This is a genomic window from Brucella pseudogrignonensis, from assembly GCF_002252525.1.
GTDB lineage: Bacteria > Pseudomonadota > Alphaproteobacteria > Rhizobiales > Rhizobiaceae > Brucella > Brucella pseudogrignonensis.
Map to the genome: position 1 here is coordinate 20,788 of NZ_NNRM01000011.1, position 17,631 is coordinate 38,418.

Consider the following 17,631-nt stretch of genomic DNA (forward strand, 5'->3'; position numbering starts at 1 on the left):
ATTTTCCGCAAAACTCTTGCGGAACATTCTTCCCGACCGTTCAAAAACACAGATGTGCCAATCGACGGCTCCTTCTTATTAATATGACTATTTTGTCCAACACCCACTTGTCAAGCAAGCGAAACACGGTGCAGACCACCCTTCGAGATACACCACCCCCAAAAGCCTATTAACACCATGATTTAGCTATATAATTGCATCATATGCACGTTTGTCGCACCCCCAATTTCCAGCGAACACACGAAATGCGCTTGCCATAAAGTAATATTATATGCTTCATAAACGAGAAGGCTGGGAGAGCCTTTTATTGGGAGGAACTAATATGAAACGCAGTCTGAAGGCTCTGACGGCCGCCCTGATTACAGCATCGTCTCTTGCTCTTATTTCGAGCGCATCCGCTGCTTCACTCACAGTCGGCTTTTCGCAGATCGGCTCAGAATCGGGCTGGCGCGCTGCCGAAACAAGCGTAACCAAGCAGGAAGCTGAAAAGCGCGGCCACACGCTGAAATTTGCCGACGCACAGCAGAAACAGGAAAACCAGATCAAGGCCGTTCGCGGCTTCATTGCACAGGGCGTTGACGCGATCCTGATCGCGCCGGTTGTTGCAACCGGTTGGGATGCGGTTCTGAAGGAAGCCAAGGAAGCAGAAATTCCTGTCGTGCTTCTCGACCGCCAGATCGATGCACCGGAAGACCTTTATCTCACCGCTGTCACTTCCGATCAGGTCCATGAAGGCAAGGTCGCGGGCGACTGGCTGGTCAAGGAGGTAGGCGACAAGCCTTGCTCGGTTGTCGAGCTTCAGGGCACCACCGGCTCTTCTCCCGCAATCAACCGCAAGAAGGGCTTTGAAGAAGCGCTTGCAGGCCATGACAATATCAAGATTTCCCGCTCGCAGACCGGCGACTTCACCCGCACCAAGGGCAAGGAAGTAATGGAAAGCTTCATCAAGGCCGAAGGTGGCGGCAAGGATATCTGCGCAGTTTACGCCCATAATGACGACATGGCGGTAGGCGCTATTCAGGCGATCAAGGAAGCTGGTCTCAAGCCAGGCACCGACATCAAGATCGTGTCCATCGACTCCGTGCCGGATATTTTCCAGGCAATGGCCAATGGTGAAGCCAATGCTACCGTTGAGCTTACGCCAAATATGGCTGGTCCGGCTTTCGACGCGATTGAAGCTTTCAAGGACAAGGGCACCGTTCCGCCGAAGTGGATCCAGACCGAATCCAAGCTTTACACACAGGCTGATGATCCAAAGGCCGTTTATGAAGCTAAAAAGGGCCTCGGCTACTGATCTTCACATTTAACCTTCGGGCCATGTTGCATCATGGCCCGAGGCAAGTTTTGCAATTCGCAAGCGGAAGACTGCCATGGCTCGCCCCGACATCGCTGCGCGAGAGACGCCAGCAACGCCGCTTCTTGAAGCGCGCTCAATAACCAAATCCTTTCTGGGAGTGACTGCGCTTGATCACGTTGATTTCGTGCTCAATCGTGGTGAAATCCATGCCCTGCTCGGCGAAAACGGTGCAGGAAAATCAACGCTCATCAAGATATTGACCGGCGCCTATCATGGCTTTGACGGCTCAATCTTACTTGAGGGGCAAGCAATTGCTCCGGCATCAGTCGCGGAAGCGCAGACGCTCGGCATCGGCACGGTCTATCAGGAGGTCAATCTTCTTGAAAATCTGACGGTCGCCGAAAATCTGTTCCTCGGTCGCCAGCCGCGACGCCTCGGTTTCATTGACCGTCGCCGCATGGAAAAAGATGCAACCACCCTGCTCGCCCGATACGGCCTCACAATTGACGTCGGCGCCCCCTTGTCGGCCTATTCGGTGGCCATCCGGCAGATCATCGCAATCGCCCGCGCCGTCGATGTTTCCGGCAAGGTTCTGGTGCTTGATGAGCCGACCGCCAGTCTTGATGCGCGCGAAGTCGAAATGCTGTTTGGCGTGCTGCGTCAGCTGAAAGCTGAAGGCCTTGGCATCATCGTCATCACGCATTTTTTGGATCAGGTCTATGCCATAGCCGATTGCGCCACCGTGCTGCGCAATGGCCGGCTGGTCGGCAGTCGCACCCTTTCAGACCTGCCACGCACCGATCTGATTTCAATGATGCTCGGGCATCAGTTGCAGGAGACTGTGCGCCGACAACTGACAGAGGAAGTAAGCGACAACACAGCTGCCCCCATCCGCTTTTCAGGCTTTGGCAAGAAAGGCAGTGTCGCGCCGTTTGATCTCGCCATCAAGCCGGGCGAAGCTGTCGGCATTGCGGGGCTGCTCGGCTCTGGCCGAACCGAAACCGCATTGCTCATGTTCGGCGTCGAGCAGGCAGACAGCGGCGCGCTTACGGTCGACAGTAAGGAAACAAAGCTGCCATCGCCTGTTGCAGCCATTGCCGAACGTTTTGCCTTCTGCCCCGAAGAACGTAAATCCGATGGCATCATCGGCGATTTTTCGGTGGCCGAGAATATTGCGCTCGCCATACAGGCAAAGCGTGGCTGGTCTAAGCCGATTTCGTCGCGCGAAAAAGCGGCCCTCGCCCAGCGCTATATCAAAGCGCTTGATATCCGCCCGCCTGACCCTGACAAGCCGATCAAGTTTTTATCGGGCGGCAACCAGCAGAAGGCCATTCTGGCACGCTGGCTGGCCACCGATCCGCGCCTGCTGATCCTTGATGAGCCGACGCGCGGCATCGACATCGGTGCACATGCAGAAATCCTCAAGCTTATCGGCGAACTCTGCACCGAAGGCATGTCTCTGGTCATCATCTCTTCGGAATTCGAGGAACTTGCAGCCGTGGCAAACCGCGTTGTCGTGCTCTCCGACCGCCGCCATGTGGCGGAACTCAAGGGCGAAGAAATCACCGCCGACAATATCGTGCGTGCGATTGCTGAGACCGGAAGCGAAAAGGAAGCCGCAGCATGATCGCTCGCATGGCCAAGAAACTTAAAAGACTGAGCCCCCAGCTGGCAGCCCTCGCGCTTATTCTGGCGGCGAACACCATCATCGCGCCGGGTTTTCTCGGCATTTCCTTTCAGAACGGACGCCTCTACGGAAGCCTGATCGATATTCTGGTGCGCGCTGCACCTGTCGCCATTCTCGCGGTGGGCATGACATTGGTGATCGCAACCCGCGGCATCGATCTGTCGGTTGGCGCGGTCATGGCAATCAGCGGCGCAACGGCTGCATCGCTCATCGTTGCAGGCTATCCGCTGGCGATCGTCATTCCTGTTGCACTCGGCGTTGGCCTGGTCTGCGGTTTGTGGAACGGCTTTCTTGTGGCCGTTTTCGATATCCAGCCCATCATCGCAACGCTGATATTGATGGTCGCGGGGCGTGGTATCGCCCAGCTTATCACCGAAGGCGCAATCCTCACCTTCAACAATGATTCCTTTGCAACCCTTGGCTCCGGCTCGTTCCTTGGCATACCCGTGCCGGTGCTGATCTGGATACTTGCGGGTCTTGCGGTCGGACTTGCCGTACGCTCGACAGCGCTCGGCTTCCTGATTGAAGCAACCGGCATCAACCGCCGCGCTGCCATGCTGGCAGGCGTTAAAGCCCGCTTTCTCCTGTTCAGTGTCTATGCAGTTTCAGGCGTTTGTGCAGCGCTTGCCGGGCTGATCGCCACCGCTGATATTCGCGGCGCAGATTCCAACAATGCCGGTCTCTGGCTCGAACTTGACGCCATTCTGGCGGTCGTCATCGGCGGCACATCGTTGAATGGCGGGCGTTTCTCGATCATGGCATCGCTGCTTGGCGCGCTGATCATTCAGTCGATCAATACCGGCATTCTGATGGCTGGGTTTCCGCCGGAGTTCAACCTCATAATCAAAGCGGGCATTATCGTGATCGTGCTGACATTCCAGTCGCCCGCAATCGTCAGCTTTTTCACCTTTCTGCGTGCTGAACGCAAAAACAACGTCGCAAAGCCAACGCACCAAGGAGCACGGCAATGAGAGTGCTTCGCAATCTGCCTTTCGTCACAACGGTCGCGATTTTCCTGCTCGCCTATGCGATCTGCGTCATCCAGTTTCCGAACATGCTTTCAACACGGGTGATCGGCAATCTTCTGACGGACAATGCCTTTTTAGGCATCGCAGCCGTTGGCATGACCTTTGTGATTATCTCTGGCGGCATCGATCTTTCGGTCGGATCGGTCATCGCCTTCACCAGCGTTTTTGTGGCGGTCCTTGTCGGACAGCTCGGCGTGCATCCGCTGATCGCCTTCGCGCTCATTCTGGTGATTGCTGCCCTGTTTGGCGCGTGGATGGGGATGATGATCCATTATCTCGGCATCCCGCCCTTTGTGGCAACACTTGCGGGCATGTTTCTCGCACGTGGTGCTGCATTCCTGATCTCGACGCAGTCTGTGCCGATTTCACATCCGTTCATCGATACGCTGCAAGGGCTCTATTTCCGGCTTCCGGGCGGCGGCAGACTGACTTTTGTCGCTATGCTGATGCTGGCGGTCTTCATCATCGGCGGCATCATTGCGCATCGCACGCGCTTTGGTGCAAACATCTATGCGCTCGGCGGCAATGCGCAATCGGCAGAGCTGATGGGCGTTCCCATTGGCCGCACGACTATCGGCATCTATACGATGTCGGGCGTGCTTTCCGGCTTAGCTGGCATCGTCTATACGCTCTACACATCATCGGGCTATTCGCTGGCAACTGTTGGGGTGGAACTTGATGCCATTGCATCGGTGGTTATCGGTGGCACACTTCTTACCGGCGGGGCCGGTCTGGTGGCAGGAACTTTCGTCGGCATTCTGATACAGGGTCTGATACAGACCTATATTGTTTTCGATGGAACCCTGTCTTCGTGGTGGACAAAAATAGCAATCGGTATCTTGCTGTTCCTGTTCATTGCGCTACAGCGAGGACTTGTATGGTTTTCCGATATAAGACTCGCGCGTCAACGCATGAAGGAGGCCTGAATTGGGATTACTGGAAACGGCCATAACCGGACGCAAGCGCCATAACAGCCACGCCGTTGTCGTGGGTGAACTGGGTCGCGGCATTGTTGCAGGCACCATTCCCGAAGGCTCCATACTTCCGGGCGATAACGAATTATCGTTGCGCTTTGGCGTTTCCCGTACCGTTCTGCGCGAAGCCATGAAAACGCTCGCAGCAAAGCGGCTGGTCGAACCCAAGGCCAAGGTCGGAACCCGTGTGCTGGGTGCCAGCTCCTGGAATTTCTTCGATCCCGATGTGCTGACATGGCGTTTTGAAGCAGGCTTCGACGAAGTGTTCGTCGACCATCTGGCCGAAATGCGCATGGCGCTTGAGCCCGCTGCCGCCGCTGCCGCAGCACAAAACGCGACCAGCGACGAACTCATTGAACTCTATGCTTTGGCTGCAAAATTTGATGATCCCAAGCATACGCCGGAATCCATCGCCAAGGTCGATCTGGATTTTCACCTGGCAATCGCCCGCATGTCTGGAAATCCGTTCATGCGCTCGGTCAGCGGTTTGATTGAAGCAGCACTGGCTATTTCATTCCAGCTGTCTTCGCCTGCCGCATCACCGGAAGGCATTGCGGAGTGTGCTGCCAATCATCTGCGCATCGCCCATGCAATTGCATCGCGTGATCGCCTCAAAGCGCGTGCCGCAATGGAAAGCGTCATCACTCTCGGCGTGGAACGCATCCGCGACGCGATATAATCGCTCTACGACTGCCTCTCTCCCCAAGAGAAACCAATTTTGGGAGACCGATGAACAACCAGAAGATCGAGCGTTTCGACTGATTCAGTTTGAATGCGAATGCTCTAAGAGACCTTGAGATCGAACTTCGGATCACCACGCAGCGTATTGCTGACGGTGCAGATTTCCTCGGCCATCTCTGCAAGACGATGCTTTTCATCTGCCGTGAGATCGCCGTCGAAATGGAATGTTATATCGAATCGTTCGATGCGTGACGGGCCTTCATGTGCCTTATCGCCTTTTACTTCCACCCGAACATCGGTGAGTTTTTCACGCAACTCGAGCTTGGTGGCAGCAATGCGCGCACTTAACGCCATGCAGGCTGCAACCGATGCATAGATCAGATCGAGCGGATTAAAACCCGGCTGACTGACACTGGTGACAATCTCCACCGAGCCGCCTGTCGGTGTTGTGATGATCGGCAGCTTACCATGCGGCATCTCCGCGACCGCTCCGGTTTCACGGGTTCTGACTTTCAGTTCACTCATGGCTGAATTCTCCTGTATTCAACTCCGCGTGCAAGCCAGCAGCCGACGCTCAAATCTGTTATCGCACCCTTGTCGTCACGGCGGAAAACAAGCTTCCACTCGCCGGGCGATGGTGCGTCCATCGAACGCTGAACAGGCATCAGCCAGACATCAGCACCGACACTATAAAGCGGATACATGTCGCTCTTGCCAAGGAACCCCTCAAAAGCGCCATAGATCGCACCTCCTTCGGAAACCAACAGCAGATCGGCATCAAGCTCATCGCTGTGATAACGACCGATGATATCCTGCCGGGCTTCACCTTTGATGCGGCTCATCGTCAGGCAGAGATTTTCATCCTCGCGAGAAAGCTCGATCATATCGCCATCGCGCCGGATCGTCGTCATAGACGAACGCGCTTCATTCGCGCTCACCACATCCATCATTTCCGGCCCGGTGCCAAAGCGCGCTTTCATGCGGCCACGACCGGCATCCTCAAGGCTCAGAACCAGCCCTGTTTCAACATCCAGCCACGAGCCAAACCATGCCGCATCAGCCTCCACCCGCGACACTTCGGATGACGAGGCGCCCAAAGCAATATTCATCAGCTTGAAGGCAACGTCTGAAGCCCCGCCTTCAAAATTGAACATGGCGATTGTCGAGAGGCGTTCATCCGCACAATGCCAGCGCTGGCAACGCCAGCCGCGCAATGCACCACCATGGCCTGTCAGGCGCTTTCCGCCTGCTTCTTCAAATTTGAGGCCAAAGCCATAAGGCGCCAAGGCACCGTCATTGAATGTTTGCGGCCCGCTCAGCCGGCGATAGAGACCCTGTTCTTCATCGAGCGTTGCATCGATGAACTGCTCCCATGCAATCATATCATTGAGCGATGCACAAATGCCTGCATCGCCCATCCAGTGAATGCGATTGGTTGCAGGCAGAAAGCCCCGAACCGTATCGCCTTCATAACCCGTACATTCGTCAAACAGCGCCGTGTCGGGAATAAGCTCGGCACGCTTCATGCCAGCAGGCTTGAATATCCGCTCAGACAGAAGATCGACCAGCCTGCGCCCGGTATGCGCTTCGATGAGGTCTGCAAGAATACGGAAATTGCCGTTGCAATAAGAGTAATGTGAACCCGGTTCAAAATGTGTGGTCTTCAGGCGGCGCAACAGACTTTGTGCCTGTTCAGGCAGAAACACACCTTCCGGATCGGCACCACACAGAACTGTCAGCGCCCAATAATCGCGCAGACCGGACTGGTTGTTGCAGAGATCGCGAACAGCGGGGCGCTCCCCTTCGAACTTGTCGAGATAGGCTTTAAGCGCATCATCGAGCAGTTCCGGCTCGCCTACCGCATCAAGTAACACACCACAGGTAAACTGCTTGCTGACCGAACAGATCGGCATCCGCGTTTCTACCGTCATCGGCTTGCGCGTGCGAAGATCTGCAAAACCCCAGGCGTGCTGCAACACGACCTCGCCGTCCTTCAAAACGGCAACAACGCCGCCCGGACCTTTGTAATTTTGGGGAATGTGACGAACAAAGGCTTCAAGGGCGGACGTATCAAATTTCGACATGATCGACTCAGGGCTCACATAATTCAACGCATGGTAAGAGCCATCATTTCAAACGATCAATCAAGGCCATGGCAGCGTGCGGGTTATGCGCCTTATGGCCGCTGATAACGTAAAGATAGACATCACGCGCCACATTGTCGGCAAGCGGTGGTGTGATGGTTTTAAGACTATCCGGCACATGACCAACCGCTATTGCTTTGGCCCGCTCTGCCCAATGGTCGAGCTCGCCCTCACTGTAACCGAGCTTCTTGTCTTCCTGTGTGCCCATGATGCGCAGATAGGCAAAAGGCGCAGTCATGTCGGCAATTTCCACGAATTTGCTGTCGCCCGCAATCACCACCGCAACGCCATATTCCCGCAGCAACGCGATGAAATCCGGTGAATTGAAACTGTCGTGACGCACTTCCACAGCATGGCGCAGATCGCGCCCATCAACGCGTTTTGGCAGAAGTTTGAGGAAAGCTTCAAAGTCGACTGGATCGAATTTTTTCGTGCCCATGAACTGCCAGTTGATGACGCCGAGCTTGTCTTTCAGCTCAAGAAGGCCACCGGTCACGAATTTCTCGATACCCTCGCCTGCTTCAGCCAAAACACGTTTGTTGGTCGAAAAGCGCGGTGCTTTGAGCGAAAAAACGAAGTCATCCGGCGTTTCGTCATGCCATTTGGCGAAAGTCGCAGGCTTTTGCGGACCATAATAGGTACTGTTGATTTCGATGGAGGTTAGCTTGCTCGAAGCATATTCGAGCTGACGCTTTTTGGAGAGCTTTTCCGGATAGAAACTCTTGTCCCACTCCTCAAAAGCCCAGCCGCCAATACCCACACGGATTTTGCCTGAATTGTTCTGGCTCATTTTATCCATACCTCCACGACATGAGTTCATGAGTGTTGCTCATGATGTTTAAGCTGTTTTCACAGCCTCCGCTATGCTGTTATCACTGTGCTTTACTGGAGGAGTAAACAAATGTCGGAAACAAAAGATCCGATCGTTATCGCCAGTGCGGTACGAACACCGATCGGAAGTTTTCAAGGCGCGCTCAAGGGGGAGAGTGCAACAGCACTGGGCGCTGTCACAATCAAGGAAGCGGTCCACAGGGCTAAGCTTAGCCCTGATCAGATCGACGAAGTGCTTATGGGCTGTGTGTTGCCCGCAGGGCTGGGACAGGCACCCGGACGTCAGGCCGCAATTCATGCCGGTCTCCCGCAGACAGTGCCCTGCTCGACCATCAACAAGGTTTGCGGATCGGGTATGAAGACCGTCATGCTGGGCGCCGATCTCATTTCCGCAGGAAGTGCGGACATTGTGGTTGCTGGCGGCATGGAAAGCATGACGAATGCACCTTATCTGCTTGAAAAGGCGCGCGGCGGCTATCGCATGGGCCACGGCAAAATCTACGATCACATGTTCCTCGACGGCCTCGAAGACGCCTATGACAAAGGCCGCGCCATGGGAACATTCGCGGAAGAAACCGCCGACCAATACCAGTTCACGCGTCAGCAGCAGGACGAATTTGCCCTCCGCTCACTTTCGCGTTCACTCAAAGCCACCGAAGCGGGTTCTTTCGCAAAAGAGCTGGTCAATGTTGCAGAGCTTGACCGCGATGAGCAGCCAACCCGCGCAAAGCCTGAAAAAATACCAAACCTCAAGCCTGCTTTCCGCGAAGGCGGCACAATTACAGCCGCCAATTCCTCATCGATTTCAGATGGTGCGGCATCCCTCACCCTGATGCGCCGGTCCAAAGCTGAAAAGCTTGGTATAGAACCGCTTGCCATTATTCGCGGTCATGCAAGCCAGGCACAACAGCCTGCCCTTTTCACCACGGCCCCGATTTTTGCGATGAGGAAACTCTTCGACAAAACCGGCTGGAATGTACGCGACGTTGATTTGTTTGAAATCAATGAAGCTTTCGCAGTTGTTGTTATGGCTGCAATGCAGGAACTCGACCTCCCCGCCGACAAGGTGAATATCCATGGCGGTGCCTGCGCTATGGGCCATCCGATTGGCTGCTCTGGCGCACGCATCATCGTCACGCTGCTTCATGCCATGAAGCAGAACGATCTTAAGCGTGGAATGGCTTCAGTCTGTATCGGTGGCGGCGAAGCAACTGCCATTGCACTGGAAGCGCTTTAAGCGGGGGAACAAATGGATATTGAAGGAAAAATCGCCATCGTCAGTGGTGGTGCATCAGGTCTTGGTGCTGCAACTGCACAGGCTCTAGCGGCCAAGGGCGCGAAAGTTGCAATCCTCGACTTCAACATTGATGGTGCAAATACGGTGGCAGCCGCGATTGGCGGCATCGCTATTCAATGCAACGTATCGGACGCAGCGAGTGCTGAAGCAGCCTTCAAGGCAATCGGCGAAAAGCTCGGATCACCGCATATTCTGGTAAATTGCGCAGGCGTGGCACCAGCGAAGAAAATGCTGGCGCGTGATGGCAGCGTCATGCCGCTTGATGATTTCCGTCGCGCTGTTGAAATCAACCTGATCGGTTCGTTCAATCTGCTGCGGCTTTTTGCCGATATCGCATCCAAAAGCGAAGCCCTGCCAACGGGCGAGCGCGGCGTTGTCATCAATACGGCATCGGTTGCAGCCTTTGACGGACAGATCGGCCAGACGGCCTATGCAGCGTCTAAAGGCGGTATCGTTGGCCTGACCCTGCCTGCTGCGCGTGAATTAGCCCCGCTTGGCATTCGGGTATGCGCCATCGCGCCCGGTATTTTTGAAACACCCATGCTCAAAGGCCTGCCGCAACCTGCACAGGATGCGCTGGGCCAGATGGTTCCTTTCCCCCCGCGTCTGGGTCGGCCAGACGAATATGCGGCACTCGCGCTGCATATTATCGAAAACAGCATGCTCAACGGCGAAACCATTCGGCTCGATGGTGCGCTGCGTATGCCTCCGAAATAGAGCGCATACGCGCCAAAGTCGTTCAGACATTTTGAGGGTTAGGAAATGCACAAATCCACGACCAACTCCAACACACGCAATGGCGGTCAGATATTGGTGGATGCACTCGGCATTCATGGCGTCGACCGCGTTTTCTGCGTGCCCGGCGAAAGTTACCTTGCAGCGCTGGATGCGTTTCATGACGTAAGCGAACAGATTGATTTGATTGTCTGCCGTCAGGAAGGCGGTGCTGCTTACATGGCGGAAGCCTATGGCAAGCTGACCGGCAAGCCCGGCATCTGCTTTGTCACGCGCGGCCCGGGTGCGACGAATGCCTCCGTCGGCGTTCATACCGCCTTTCAGGATTCCACACCGATGCTTCTGTTCATCGGACAGGTTGCAAGCGATCAGGTGGAACGTGAGGCATTTCAGGAAGTTGATTATCGCCGCATGTTCGGCCAGATGGCCAAATGGGTGGTGCAGATCGATGATCCCGCCCGCATCCCGGAACTGGTCAGTCAAGCCTTCCATCGTGCAGTCAACGGGCGCCCCGGCCCTGTGGTCATCGCCCTGCCCGAAGATATGCTGACATCACACGCAACCGTCAGTGATGCACCGGCTTACAAGCATGTCGAGATGCATCCGGGAAGCGATCAGTTACAGGACATGAAATCGCTTATCGAAAAGGCCGAGCGGCCACTGATGATCGTCGGTGGCGGCGGCTGGAATGCGCAAGCGGTTCGCGACCTTCAAACATTCGCTGAAAACATGTCGCTGCCTGTTGCAGCATCCTTCCGCTGTCAGGATATGTTCGACAATCATCATCCGCTTTATGCCGGTGAAATGGGAACATCTATCAGCCCGAAACTTGCAGCGCGGGTTAAAGACTCAGACCTTTTGCTGGTCGTGGGTGCGCGCCTTGGTGAAATGACCACGCAGGGCTACGAGCTTATCAATATCCCTGTGCCAAAGCAGAAGCTCATCCATGTACATCCGGGTGCGGAAGAACTTGGCCGTGTCTATCATGCTGATATCCCGATCAATGCCAGCATGGCGGCCTTCACCAAAGCGGCTTCAAAGCTTGAGCCTATCGCCAATCCCGGCTTCAAAGCGTGGGCTGAAAGCGCCAATGCCGACTATCGCGACAATCTGAAAACGCCGACAATTCCCGGTGACGTTCAGATGGGCGAGATCATGGAATGGCTGCGCGCGCATCTCACTGATGATGCCATCATCACCAATGGCGCTGGCAATTATTCGGCATGGCCGCACCGCTTCTATCAGTATCGCACCTATCGCAGCCAATTGGCGCCAACCAACGGTTCCATGGGCTATGGCGTGCCTGCAGCGGTTTCTGCCAAGTTGACGGCACCAGAGCGAACCGTCGTCTGTTTCGCTGGTGACGGCTGCTTCCTGATGAACGGTCAGGAACTTGCAACGGCTGCCCAATATGGCGCCAATGCGATTTTCATCGTCGTCAATAACGGCATGTATGGCACGATCCGTATGCATCAGGAACGCACCTATCCGGGTCGCGTTTCCGGTACTGGCCTTGCAAATCCTGACTTTGCAGCGCTCGCCCGCGCCTATGGCCTGCATGGAGAAACGGTGGAAAAAACCGCAGATTTTGCCGAAGCTTTCCAGCGGTGCGAGCAATCGGGCAAGCCGGGTCTCATTGAAATCCGCATCGATCCGGAAGCGCTTTCGCCCAAGATGACGCTGAGCCAGATGCGCGAACAGGGACTGGCGAAGCAGCGCTAACAGTGTTCAATTATCGAATCTTTAGGCCGGGTTTTCGTCTTGACGAACGCCCGGTCTAACTTCCCTGACACCAATTCAATCCATTTAAATGCGGAGAATACCCCTAAAATTTACAGGTATCGCCGTGATGTCACTTATGAACAGGCTGCAATGTAGGAAATACAACTTTAGTTTGGATCGATACAATTTAGAGTAGACATTCCCGTCCAAGTCGCACATAAACCGCCCGGGTTGCAATGGGAGGGGAAATTGCGAACACTTAATCTATTCATTATTGGCTTTGGCTTTAGCGCACTTATCATCACCTGCATTTACGCAATTGGTGGCGGATTACTTTAAGATCGAAGAAGGCTCTCGCCTAAAAAGTTTGCCGATGCTTCACGCACCGCACCAAGCATAAAATCACTGATCACTCTGATACGCGGCGCGGCCATGACATCCACATGGCAATTCATCCAATATTCGCGTTCAAGATGCATTTCACGCGGCAGAACGGGCACCAGCTCGGAATGCATATCGGCTATGTAATATGGAAGCACGCAAAGCCCATAACCCGTTTGTGTGGCGGTCAGTTGTGCGTGAATACTTGAACTTTGATAGTTACAGCGCTGTCCGGGCAATATCTCGCGCATATAGTCCAGACCGGGCGTGAACACCATGTCGTCGATATAGCCGATAAAGGGATGTCGAGACAGATCCTCTCGCGACCTTATCGGCGGATGACAGTTCAGATAATCCCGATGACCATAGATAAACAGACGATAAGACGTCAGCTTTTCACTGTGATACGGCCCGGTGCGCGGCATATGCAGCGTGATCGATAATTCGGCCTCGCGACGCGACAACGACATGATCTGCTGAATTGTCACAACCTCTACGGAAAGGCTGGGATAGGATTGCGCCAGCACCGGCAGGCGATCGGCCAGAAAGAAATTACCGAAGCCTTCAAGGGTTGAAAGCCGCACCACACCTGACAGTGCCGAGAAACTTCCCGTGGCTTCTGTCTGGAACTTCAGCGCCTCGCGTTCCATCACTTCCGCAGGTTCAACCAGTCTTTCGCCCATCGGCGTCAGCAGATAGCCGCGCGGATTGCGCTCAAACAACTTGGTTGCAAGCGCCTGCTCCAGACGATCAATCCGCCGCAGCACCGTGACGTGACTGGTGCGCAATTGTCTTGCTGCGGTAGAAAGCTGGCCGGTCCGTGCAACCGCCAGAAAATACTGCAGATCATCCCATGTAAACTGCCGCATCTCATCCTCCCAAAAGATAGCCATCGCCCGTTAGCCGAGTTCTGTACGTTTTTGAACAGACGATGTTCAAAAATTGTTATTCTTGTACGCATTTGTCAATGCTACCGTTCTTAAGAACAGCCCGACCGGAGGAACAAAATCGGGCAGAAGCAGAGGGATGTGCAATCAAGAGGAAGATTGCCAACCCGGTCTGAGAAGACTGCTTCAGAGGGCATCCCGAAAAGTGTGAACGGTTTTCGGAAAAAGATGCACGTTAGAACAAACAATGAGAGCGCCAGTCTGATCCTGTCAGATCGAAACGCGCTCTAACGGAGGATACCGTTCGATTCTATCGCGACGGACACAAGCTTTTTGGGAGGAGCACTGAATGAAACTTTTTGCACTTGCTACGGCTGCACTTTTGGCTGCAACCGCAATTTCATCTGCAGCAGAAGTATCCGACGGCAAAGTCAAGATCGGCATCCTGAACGACCAATCGGGTGTTTATGCGGACTTCGGCGGCAAGTGGTCGTTTGAAGCTGCAAAAATGGCTGCCGAAGATTTCGGTGGCAAGGTGCTGGATGCGCCGATTGAAATCATCACTGCCGACCATCAGAACAAGCCGGATGTTGCAGCCAATATCGCTCGTCAGTGGTACGATACCGAACAGGTCGACGCCATTATGGAGCTGACCAGCTCTTCCGTGGGTCTCGCCGTTCAGGCGCTCTCCAAAGACAAAAAGAAAATCACAATCAATACGGGTGCGGCGACATCGGAACTCACAGGCAAGCAATGCACGCCATATGGTTTCCATTGGGCCTATGACACGCACGCGCTGGCTGTTGGCACCGGCGGATCGCTCGTCGAACAGGGCGGCGATACCTGGTACTTCCTGACAGCCGACTATGCTTTCGGTTATTCGCTCGAAGAACAGACGTCGAAATTCGTTGAATCCAAAGGCGGTAAAGTTCTTGGCTCGGTTCGCCATCCATTGAGCACCACCGACTATTCCTCGTTCCTGTTACAGGCCCAGTCATCAGGCGCAAAGGTCGTTGGCCTTGCCAATGCCGGCCTTGATACATCCAATGCGATCAAACAGGCTGCGGAATTCGGCATTGTGGCCGGAGGCCAGCGCCTTGCGGCATTGTTGTTCACGTTAGCTGAAGTTCACGGACTTGGCCTTGAAGCCGCACAAGGCCTGACGCTCACCGAAGGTTTCTATTGGGATCGCGACGATGAATCGCGCGAGTTCAGCAAGCGCTTTTTCGACCGTACCGGCCGTATGCCGAACATGATCCAGGCAGGCACTTATTCGGCTGTGCTTCAGTATTTGAAAGCCATCAAGGAAGCAGGCACAGACGAGACAGAAGCTGTCGCTAAGAAGCTTCATGAAATGCCGGTCAATGATGTCTTCGCCCGCAACGGTAAGGTCGGCGCCAATGGCCGCATGATCTACGACATGTATCTCATGGAAGTGAAAAAGCCTGACGAAAGCAAGGCACCATGGGACTATTATAAGGTGCTGGCCACCATCCCCGGCGATCAGGCCTATTTGAAGCCTGAAGAAAGCGGCTGTCCTCTGGTCACGCAGTAAGAGGCTGATGGCATGAACACAGCAACTCAAAATACTACGGCTCTGCGAGAAGCAGAGCCGTCGAGGATTGTTCTTTCTGCACGTGGGCTGGGCAAGTCGTTTGGCGGCTTTCATGCGGTGAAGAATGTCGATCTTGATGTAGAGCACGCCCGCGTTCATGCCCTGATCGGGCCAAATGGTGCAGGCAAGACGACCGTTTTCAACCTGCTCACCAAATTCCTCCAGCCGACAAGCGGCGAGATTACGCTTCTTGGCGAAAACATCACCAAAACCAACCCTGCCAAGGTAGCAAGGATGGGTCTGGTGCGCTCGTTTCAGATTTCCGCAACCTTCCCGCATCTGACGGTGCTGGAAAACGTGAAGGTCGCGCTTCAACGCCCAAATGGTCTGGCAACGCAGTTCTGGCGTTCGCTGTCTGCACTGGATCAGCTCGACGCAAAAGCAATTGATCTTCTTGAGCGCGTCGGTCTTAGCGATGCGCGTCATGCGCTGGCCGCCGATCTTTCCTATGGCCGTAAGCGCGCGCTTGAAATCGCCACCACACTGGCACTCGATCCGAAAGTGCTGCTGCTTGATGAGCCAATGGCAGGCATGGGGCACGAAGACGTGCACATCATTGCCGCCCTCATCACCGATGTAGCAAAAGATCGTGCGGTACTGATGGTAGAACACAATCTCAAAGTGGTGGCCGACATCGCCCACCACGTCACGGTGCTGCAACGCGGCGAAATCCTCGCATCGGGCAATTATGCCACCGTCGCACAAGACGAGCGCGTCCGCACCGCTTATATGGGAACCGAACATGAATAGAGGCCACCCCCTGCTCTCAGTGCGCGGGCTTAATGCCTGGTATGGCGAAAGCCATGCGTTGCACGGCGTCGATCTCGATATCTGGCCCGGTGAAACCATCACGCTTCTGGGTCGCAATGGCGTCGGCAAAACCACAACGCTGCGCGCGATCATGGGCATCATCCGCAAGCGCACCGGCACCATCACGCTTGATGGCAAGGACATACTGCGCGTGCCGCTGCATCGCATAGCGCGTACTGGCCTTGGCTTTGTGCCGGAAGAACGCGGAATCTTTGCAACGCTCAACGTGCATGAAAATCTGCTGCTGCCGCCCGTAGTCGGCAAGGGTAGCGGAGCCATGTCACTCGACGAGATTTACGAGCTCTTCCCCAATCTCTATGAGCGCCGCAACAGCCCCGGCACCAAGCTTTCGGGTGGCGAACAGCAGATGTTGGCGATTGCCCGCATCCTACGGACCGGCGTGAAGGTGATGCTGCTCGATGAGCCGACCGAAGGGCTTGCGCCCGTCATCATCCAGCGCATCGGCGATGTACTGGTAGAACTCAAAAAGCGCGGCATGACCGTGTTGCTGGTCGAGCAGAACTTCCGCTTTGCAGCAAAAGTCGCCGACCGCTTTTATCTGATGGATCATGGCGTGGTGACGGAAAACTTCCCAACCGCCGAGCTGCCAGAACGGATGGCATCGCTCACGCAAGCTTTGGGGGTTTAAACCAATGACAATGATTTTTGGAATACCTTTGCAAGCGCTTCTCGGGCAATTGCTCGTGGGCCTCATCAATGGCTCTTTCTACGCCATGCTGAGCCTCGGCCTCGCCATCATCTTCGGGCTTTTGCGCATCATCAATTTTGCCCATGGCGCGCAATATATGCTCGGCGCATTTGTTGGCTACCTGCTGTTAAGCGGCCTTGGCATCGGCTATTGGCCAGCGCTTATGCTCGCTCCACTGATCGTGGGTCTGGGCGGCGCCATCATCGAGCGCGTTGCGCTCTCGAGGCTCTATAATCTTGATCCGCTCTATGGCCTGCTGTTCACTTTTGGTCTGGCGCTCGTGATCGAAGGCACTTTCCGCTATTATTATGGTGCTGCCGGTCAACCCTATGCCGTCCCGCCATCACTTGCAGGCGGCAATAATCTCGGCTTCATGTTCCTGCCCAACTATCGCGCATGGGTGGTGGTGGCTTCACTCGTCATCTGTATCGGCACATGGCTTCTGATCGAGAAGACCAAGCTTGGCGCTTACTTACGCGCCGCAACCGAAAACCCCACACTGGTCAAAGCCTTCGGCATCAATGTGCCACTGCTGCTCACCTTCACCTATGCGTTGGGTGCTGCCCTTGCTGGCTTTGCCGGAATTCTGGCGGCTCCCATCTATCAGGTCAGCCCGCTGATGGGGTCCAACATCATCATCGTGGTCTTTGCCGTGGTCGTGGTCGGCGGAATGGGGTCGATCCTTGGCGCCATCATCACCGGCTATGTGCTGGGGCTGGCAGAAGGTTTGACCAAGGTGTTCTATCCCGAAGCTTCCAGCATCGTCATCTTCGTTATCATGGCTATCGTCCTTCTGGTGCGACCCGCCGGACTGTTCGGGAGGGAGGCCTGAT

The 17,631-nt window shown here is 55.0% G+C and carries 16 protein-coding genes; 12 read left to right on the top strand and 4 right to left on the bottom strand.

Translation table 11 applies throughout. The features are described 5' to 3' along the window. Positions 1 to 322: 322 nt before the first annotated feature. From ytfQ to CEV34_RS03400, 5 genes are all read left to right on the top strand, one after another. Positions 323 to 1,294, top strand: a complete 972-nt coding sequence (ytfQ, locus tag CEV34_RS03380) for a galactofuranose ABC transporter, galactofuranose-binding protein YtfQ (protein ID WP_007876262.1) — start codon at positions 323 to 325, stop codon at positions 1,292 to 1,294. Positions 1,295 to 1,370: 76 nt separating this feature from the next. After that, complete coding sequence (locus CEV34_RS03385; RefSeq protein ID WP_007876264.1) at positions 1,371 to 2,924, top strand: sugar ABC transporter ATP-binding protein; 1,554 nt, start codon at positions 1,371 to 1,373, stop codon at positions 2,922 to 2,924. After that, positions 2,921 to 3,955 carry an ABC transporter permease gene (locus CEV34_RS03390; RefSeq protein ID WP_094543216.1) on the top strand — a complete coding sequence of 345 codons (1,035 nt, stop codon included), beginning with the start codon at positions 2,921 to 2,923 and terminating at the stop codon, positions 3,953 to 3,955. Before CEV34_RS03385 ends, CEV34_RS03390 begins: the two co-directional genes overlap by 4 nt. Continuing rightward, complete coding sequence (gene yjfF / locus CEV34_RS03395; RefSeq protein WP_007876267.1) at positions 3,952 to 4,938, top strand: galactofuranose ABC transporter, permease protein YjfF; 987 nt, start codon at positions 3,952 to 3,954, stop codon at positions 4,936 to 4,938. Before CEV34_RS03390 ends, yjfF begins: the two co-directional genes overlap by 4 nt. A gap of 1 nt (position 4,939) precedes the next feature. Then, the gene (locus tag CEV34_RS03400; protein ID WP_007876268.1) at positions 4,940 to 5,665 is read left to right on the top strand and encodes a FadR/GntR family transcriptional regulator; all 726 of its coding nucleotides are present in this window, start codon (positions 4,940 to 4,942) and stop codon (positions 5,663 to 5,665) included. Positions 5,666 to 5,769: 104 nt separating this feature from the next. Here the strand turns inward: CEV34_RS03400 and CEV34_RS03405 are convergent, their stop codons facing one another. Genes CEV34_RS03405 through CEV34_RS03415 form a run of 3 tightly spaced genes read right to left on the bottom strand, consistent with a single transcriptional unit; the run spans position 5,770 to position 8,601 of the window. Then, positions 5,770 to 6,192, bottom strand: a complete 423-nt coding sequence (locus CEV34_RS03405; protein WP_007876269.1) for an OsmC family protein — start codon at positions 6,190 to 6,192, stop codon at positions 5,770 to 5,772. Further along, positions 6,189 to 7,751 carry a D-aminopeptidase gene (locus CEV34_RS03410; protein WP_007876270.1) on the bottom strand — a complete coding sequence of 521 codons (1,563 nt, stop codon included), beginning with the start codon at positions 7,749 to 7,751 and terminating at the stop codon, positions 6,189 to 6,191. Before CEV34_RS03410 ends, CEV34_RS03405 begins: the two co-directional genes overlap by 4 nt. Positions 7,752 to 7,794: 43 nt before the next feature. Beyond that, positions 7,795 to 8,601: a DUF72 domain-containing protein gene (locus CEV34_RS03415; protein WP_007876273.1), complete on the bottom strand. Its 807-nt coding sequence runs from the start codon at positions 8,599 to 8,601 to the stop codon at positions 7,795 to 7,797. A 111-nt stretch (positions 8,602 to 8,712) separates the two neighbouring features. Here CEV34_RS03415 and CEV34_RS03420 point away from each other — a divergent pair, with 111 nt between their 5' ends. Genes CEV34_RS03420 through CEV34_RS03430 form a run of 3 tightly spaced genes read left to right on the top strand, consistent with a single transcriptional unit; the run spans position 8,713 to position 12,396 of the window. Beyond that, positions 8,713 to 9,879 carry an acetyl-CoA C-acyltransferase gene (locus tag CEV34_RS03420; RefSeq protein WP_007876274.1) on the top strand — a complete coding sequence of 389 codons (1,167 nt, stop codon included), beginning with the start codon at positions 8,713 to 8,715 and terminating at the stop codon, positions 9,877 to 9,879. A gap of 12 nt (positions 9,880 to 9,891) precedes the next feature. After that, positions 9,892 to 10,656, top strand: coding sequence for an SDR family oxidoreductase (locus CEV34_RS03425; RefSeq protein ID WP_007876275.1), 765 nt, complete (start codon positions 9,892 to 9,894; stop codon positions 10,654 to 10,656). Positions 10,657 to 10,701: 45 nt separating this feature from the next. After that, positions 10,702 to 12,396, top strand: coding sequence for a thiamine pyrophosphate-binding protein (locus CEV34_RS03430; RefSeq protein ID WP_007876276.1), 1,695 nt, complete (start codon positions 10,702 to 10,704; stop codon positions 12,394 to 12,396). Between the two features lie 335 nt (positions 12,397 to 12,731). On the opposite strand, the gene CEV34_RS03435 is transcribed toward CEV34_RS03430, so the two are convergent. Further along, positions 12,732 to 13,646 (bottom strand): LysR family transcriptional regulator, encoded by a 915-nt coding sequence (locus CEV34_RS03435; protein ID WP_007876286.1) that lies wholly within the window; start codon positions 13,644 to 13,646, stop codon positions 12,732 to 12,734. Positions 13,647 to 14,013: 367 nt separating this feature from the next. On the opposite strand from CEV34_RS03435, the gene CEV34_RS03440 reads away from it, so the two are divergent. From CEV34_RS03440 to CEV34_RS03455, 4 genes are read left to right on the top strand one after another with little or no spacing between them, the layout of a single operon-like run. Next, the gene (locus tag CEV34_RS03440; protein ID WP_007876288.1) at positions 14,014 to 15,219 is read left to right on the top strand and encodes an ABC transporter substrate-binding protein; all 1,206 of its coding nucleotides are present in this window, start codon (positions 14,014 to 14,016) and stop codon (positions 15,217 to 15,219) included. A gap of 12 nt (positions 15,220 to 15,231) precedes the next feature. After that, entirely contained in the window at positions 15,232 to 16,029 is a 798-nt protein-coding gene (locus tag CEV34_RS03445) for an ABC transporter ATP-binding protein (protein WP_007876290.1), read from the top strand. Then, a complete protein-coding gene (locus CEV34_RS03450; protein WP_007876292.1) occupies positions 16,022 to 16,738 on the top strand; it encodes an ABC transporter ATP-binding protein in 717 nt (238 codons plus the stop codon). Before CEV34_RS03445 ends, CEV34_RS03450 begins: the two co-directional genes overlap by 8 nt. 4 nt (positions 16,739 to 16,742) lie before the next feature. Beyond that, a complete protein-coding gene (locus CEV34_RS03455) occupies positions 16,743 to 17,630 on the top strand; it encodes a branched-chain amino acid ABC transporter permease (protein ID WP_007876295.1) in 888 nt (295 codons plus the stop codon). Position 17,631 lies beyond the last annotated feature (1 nt).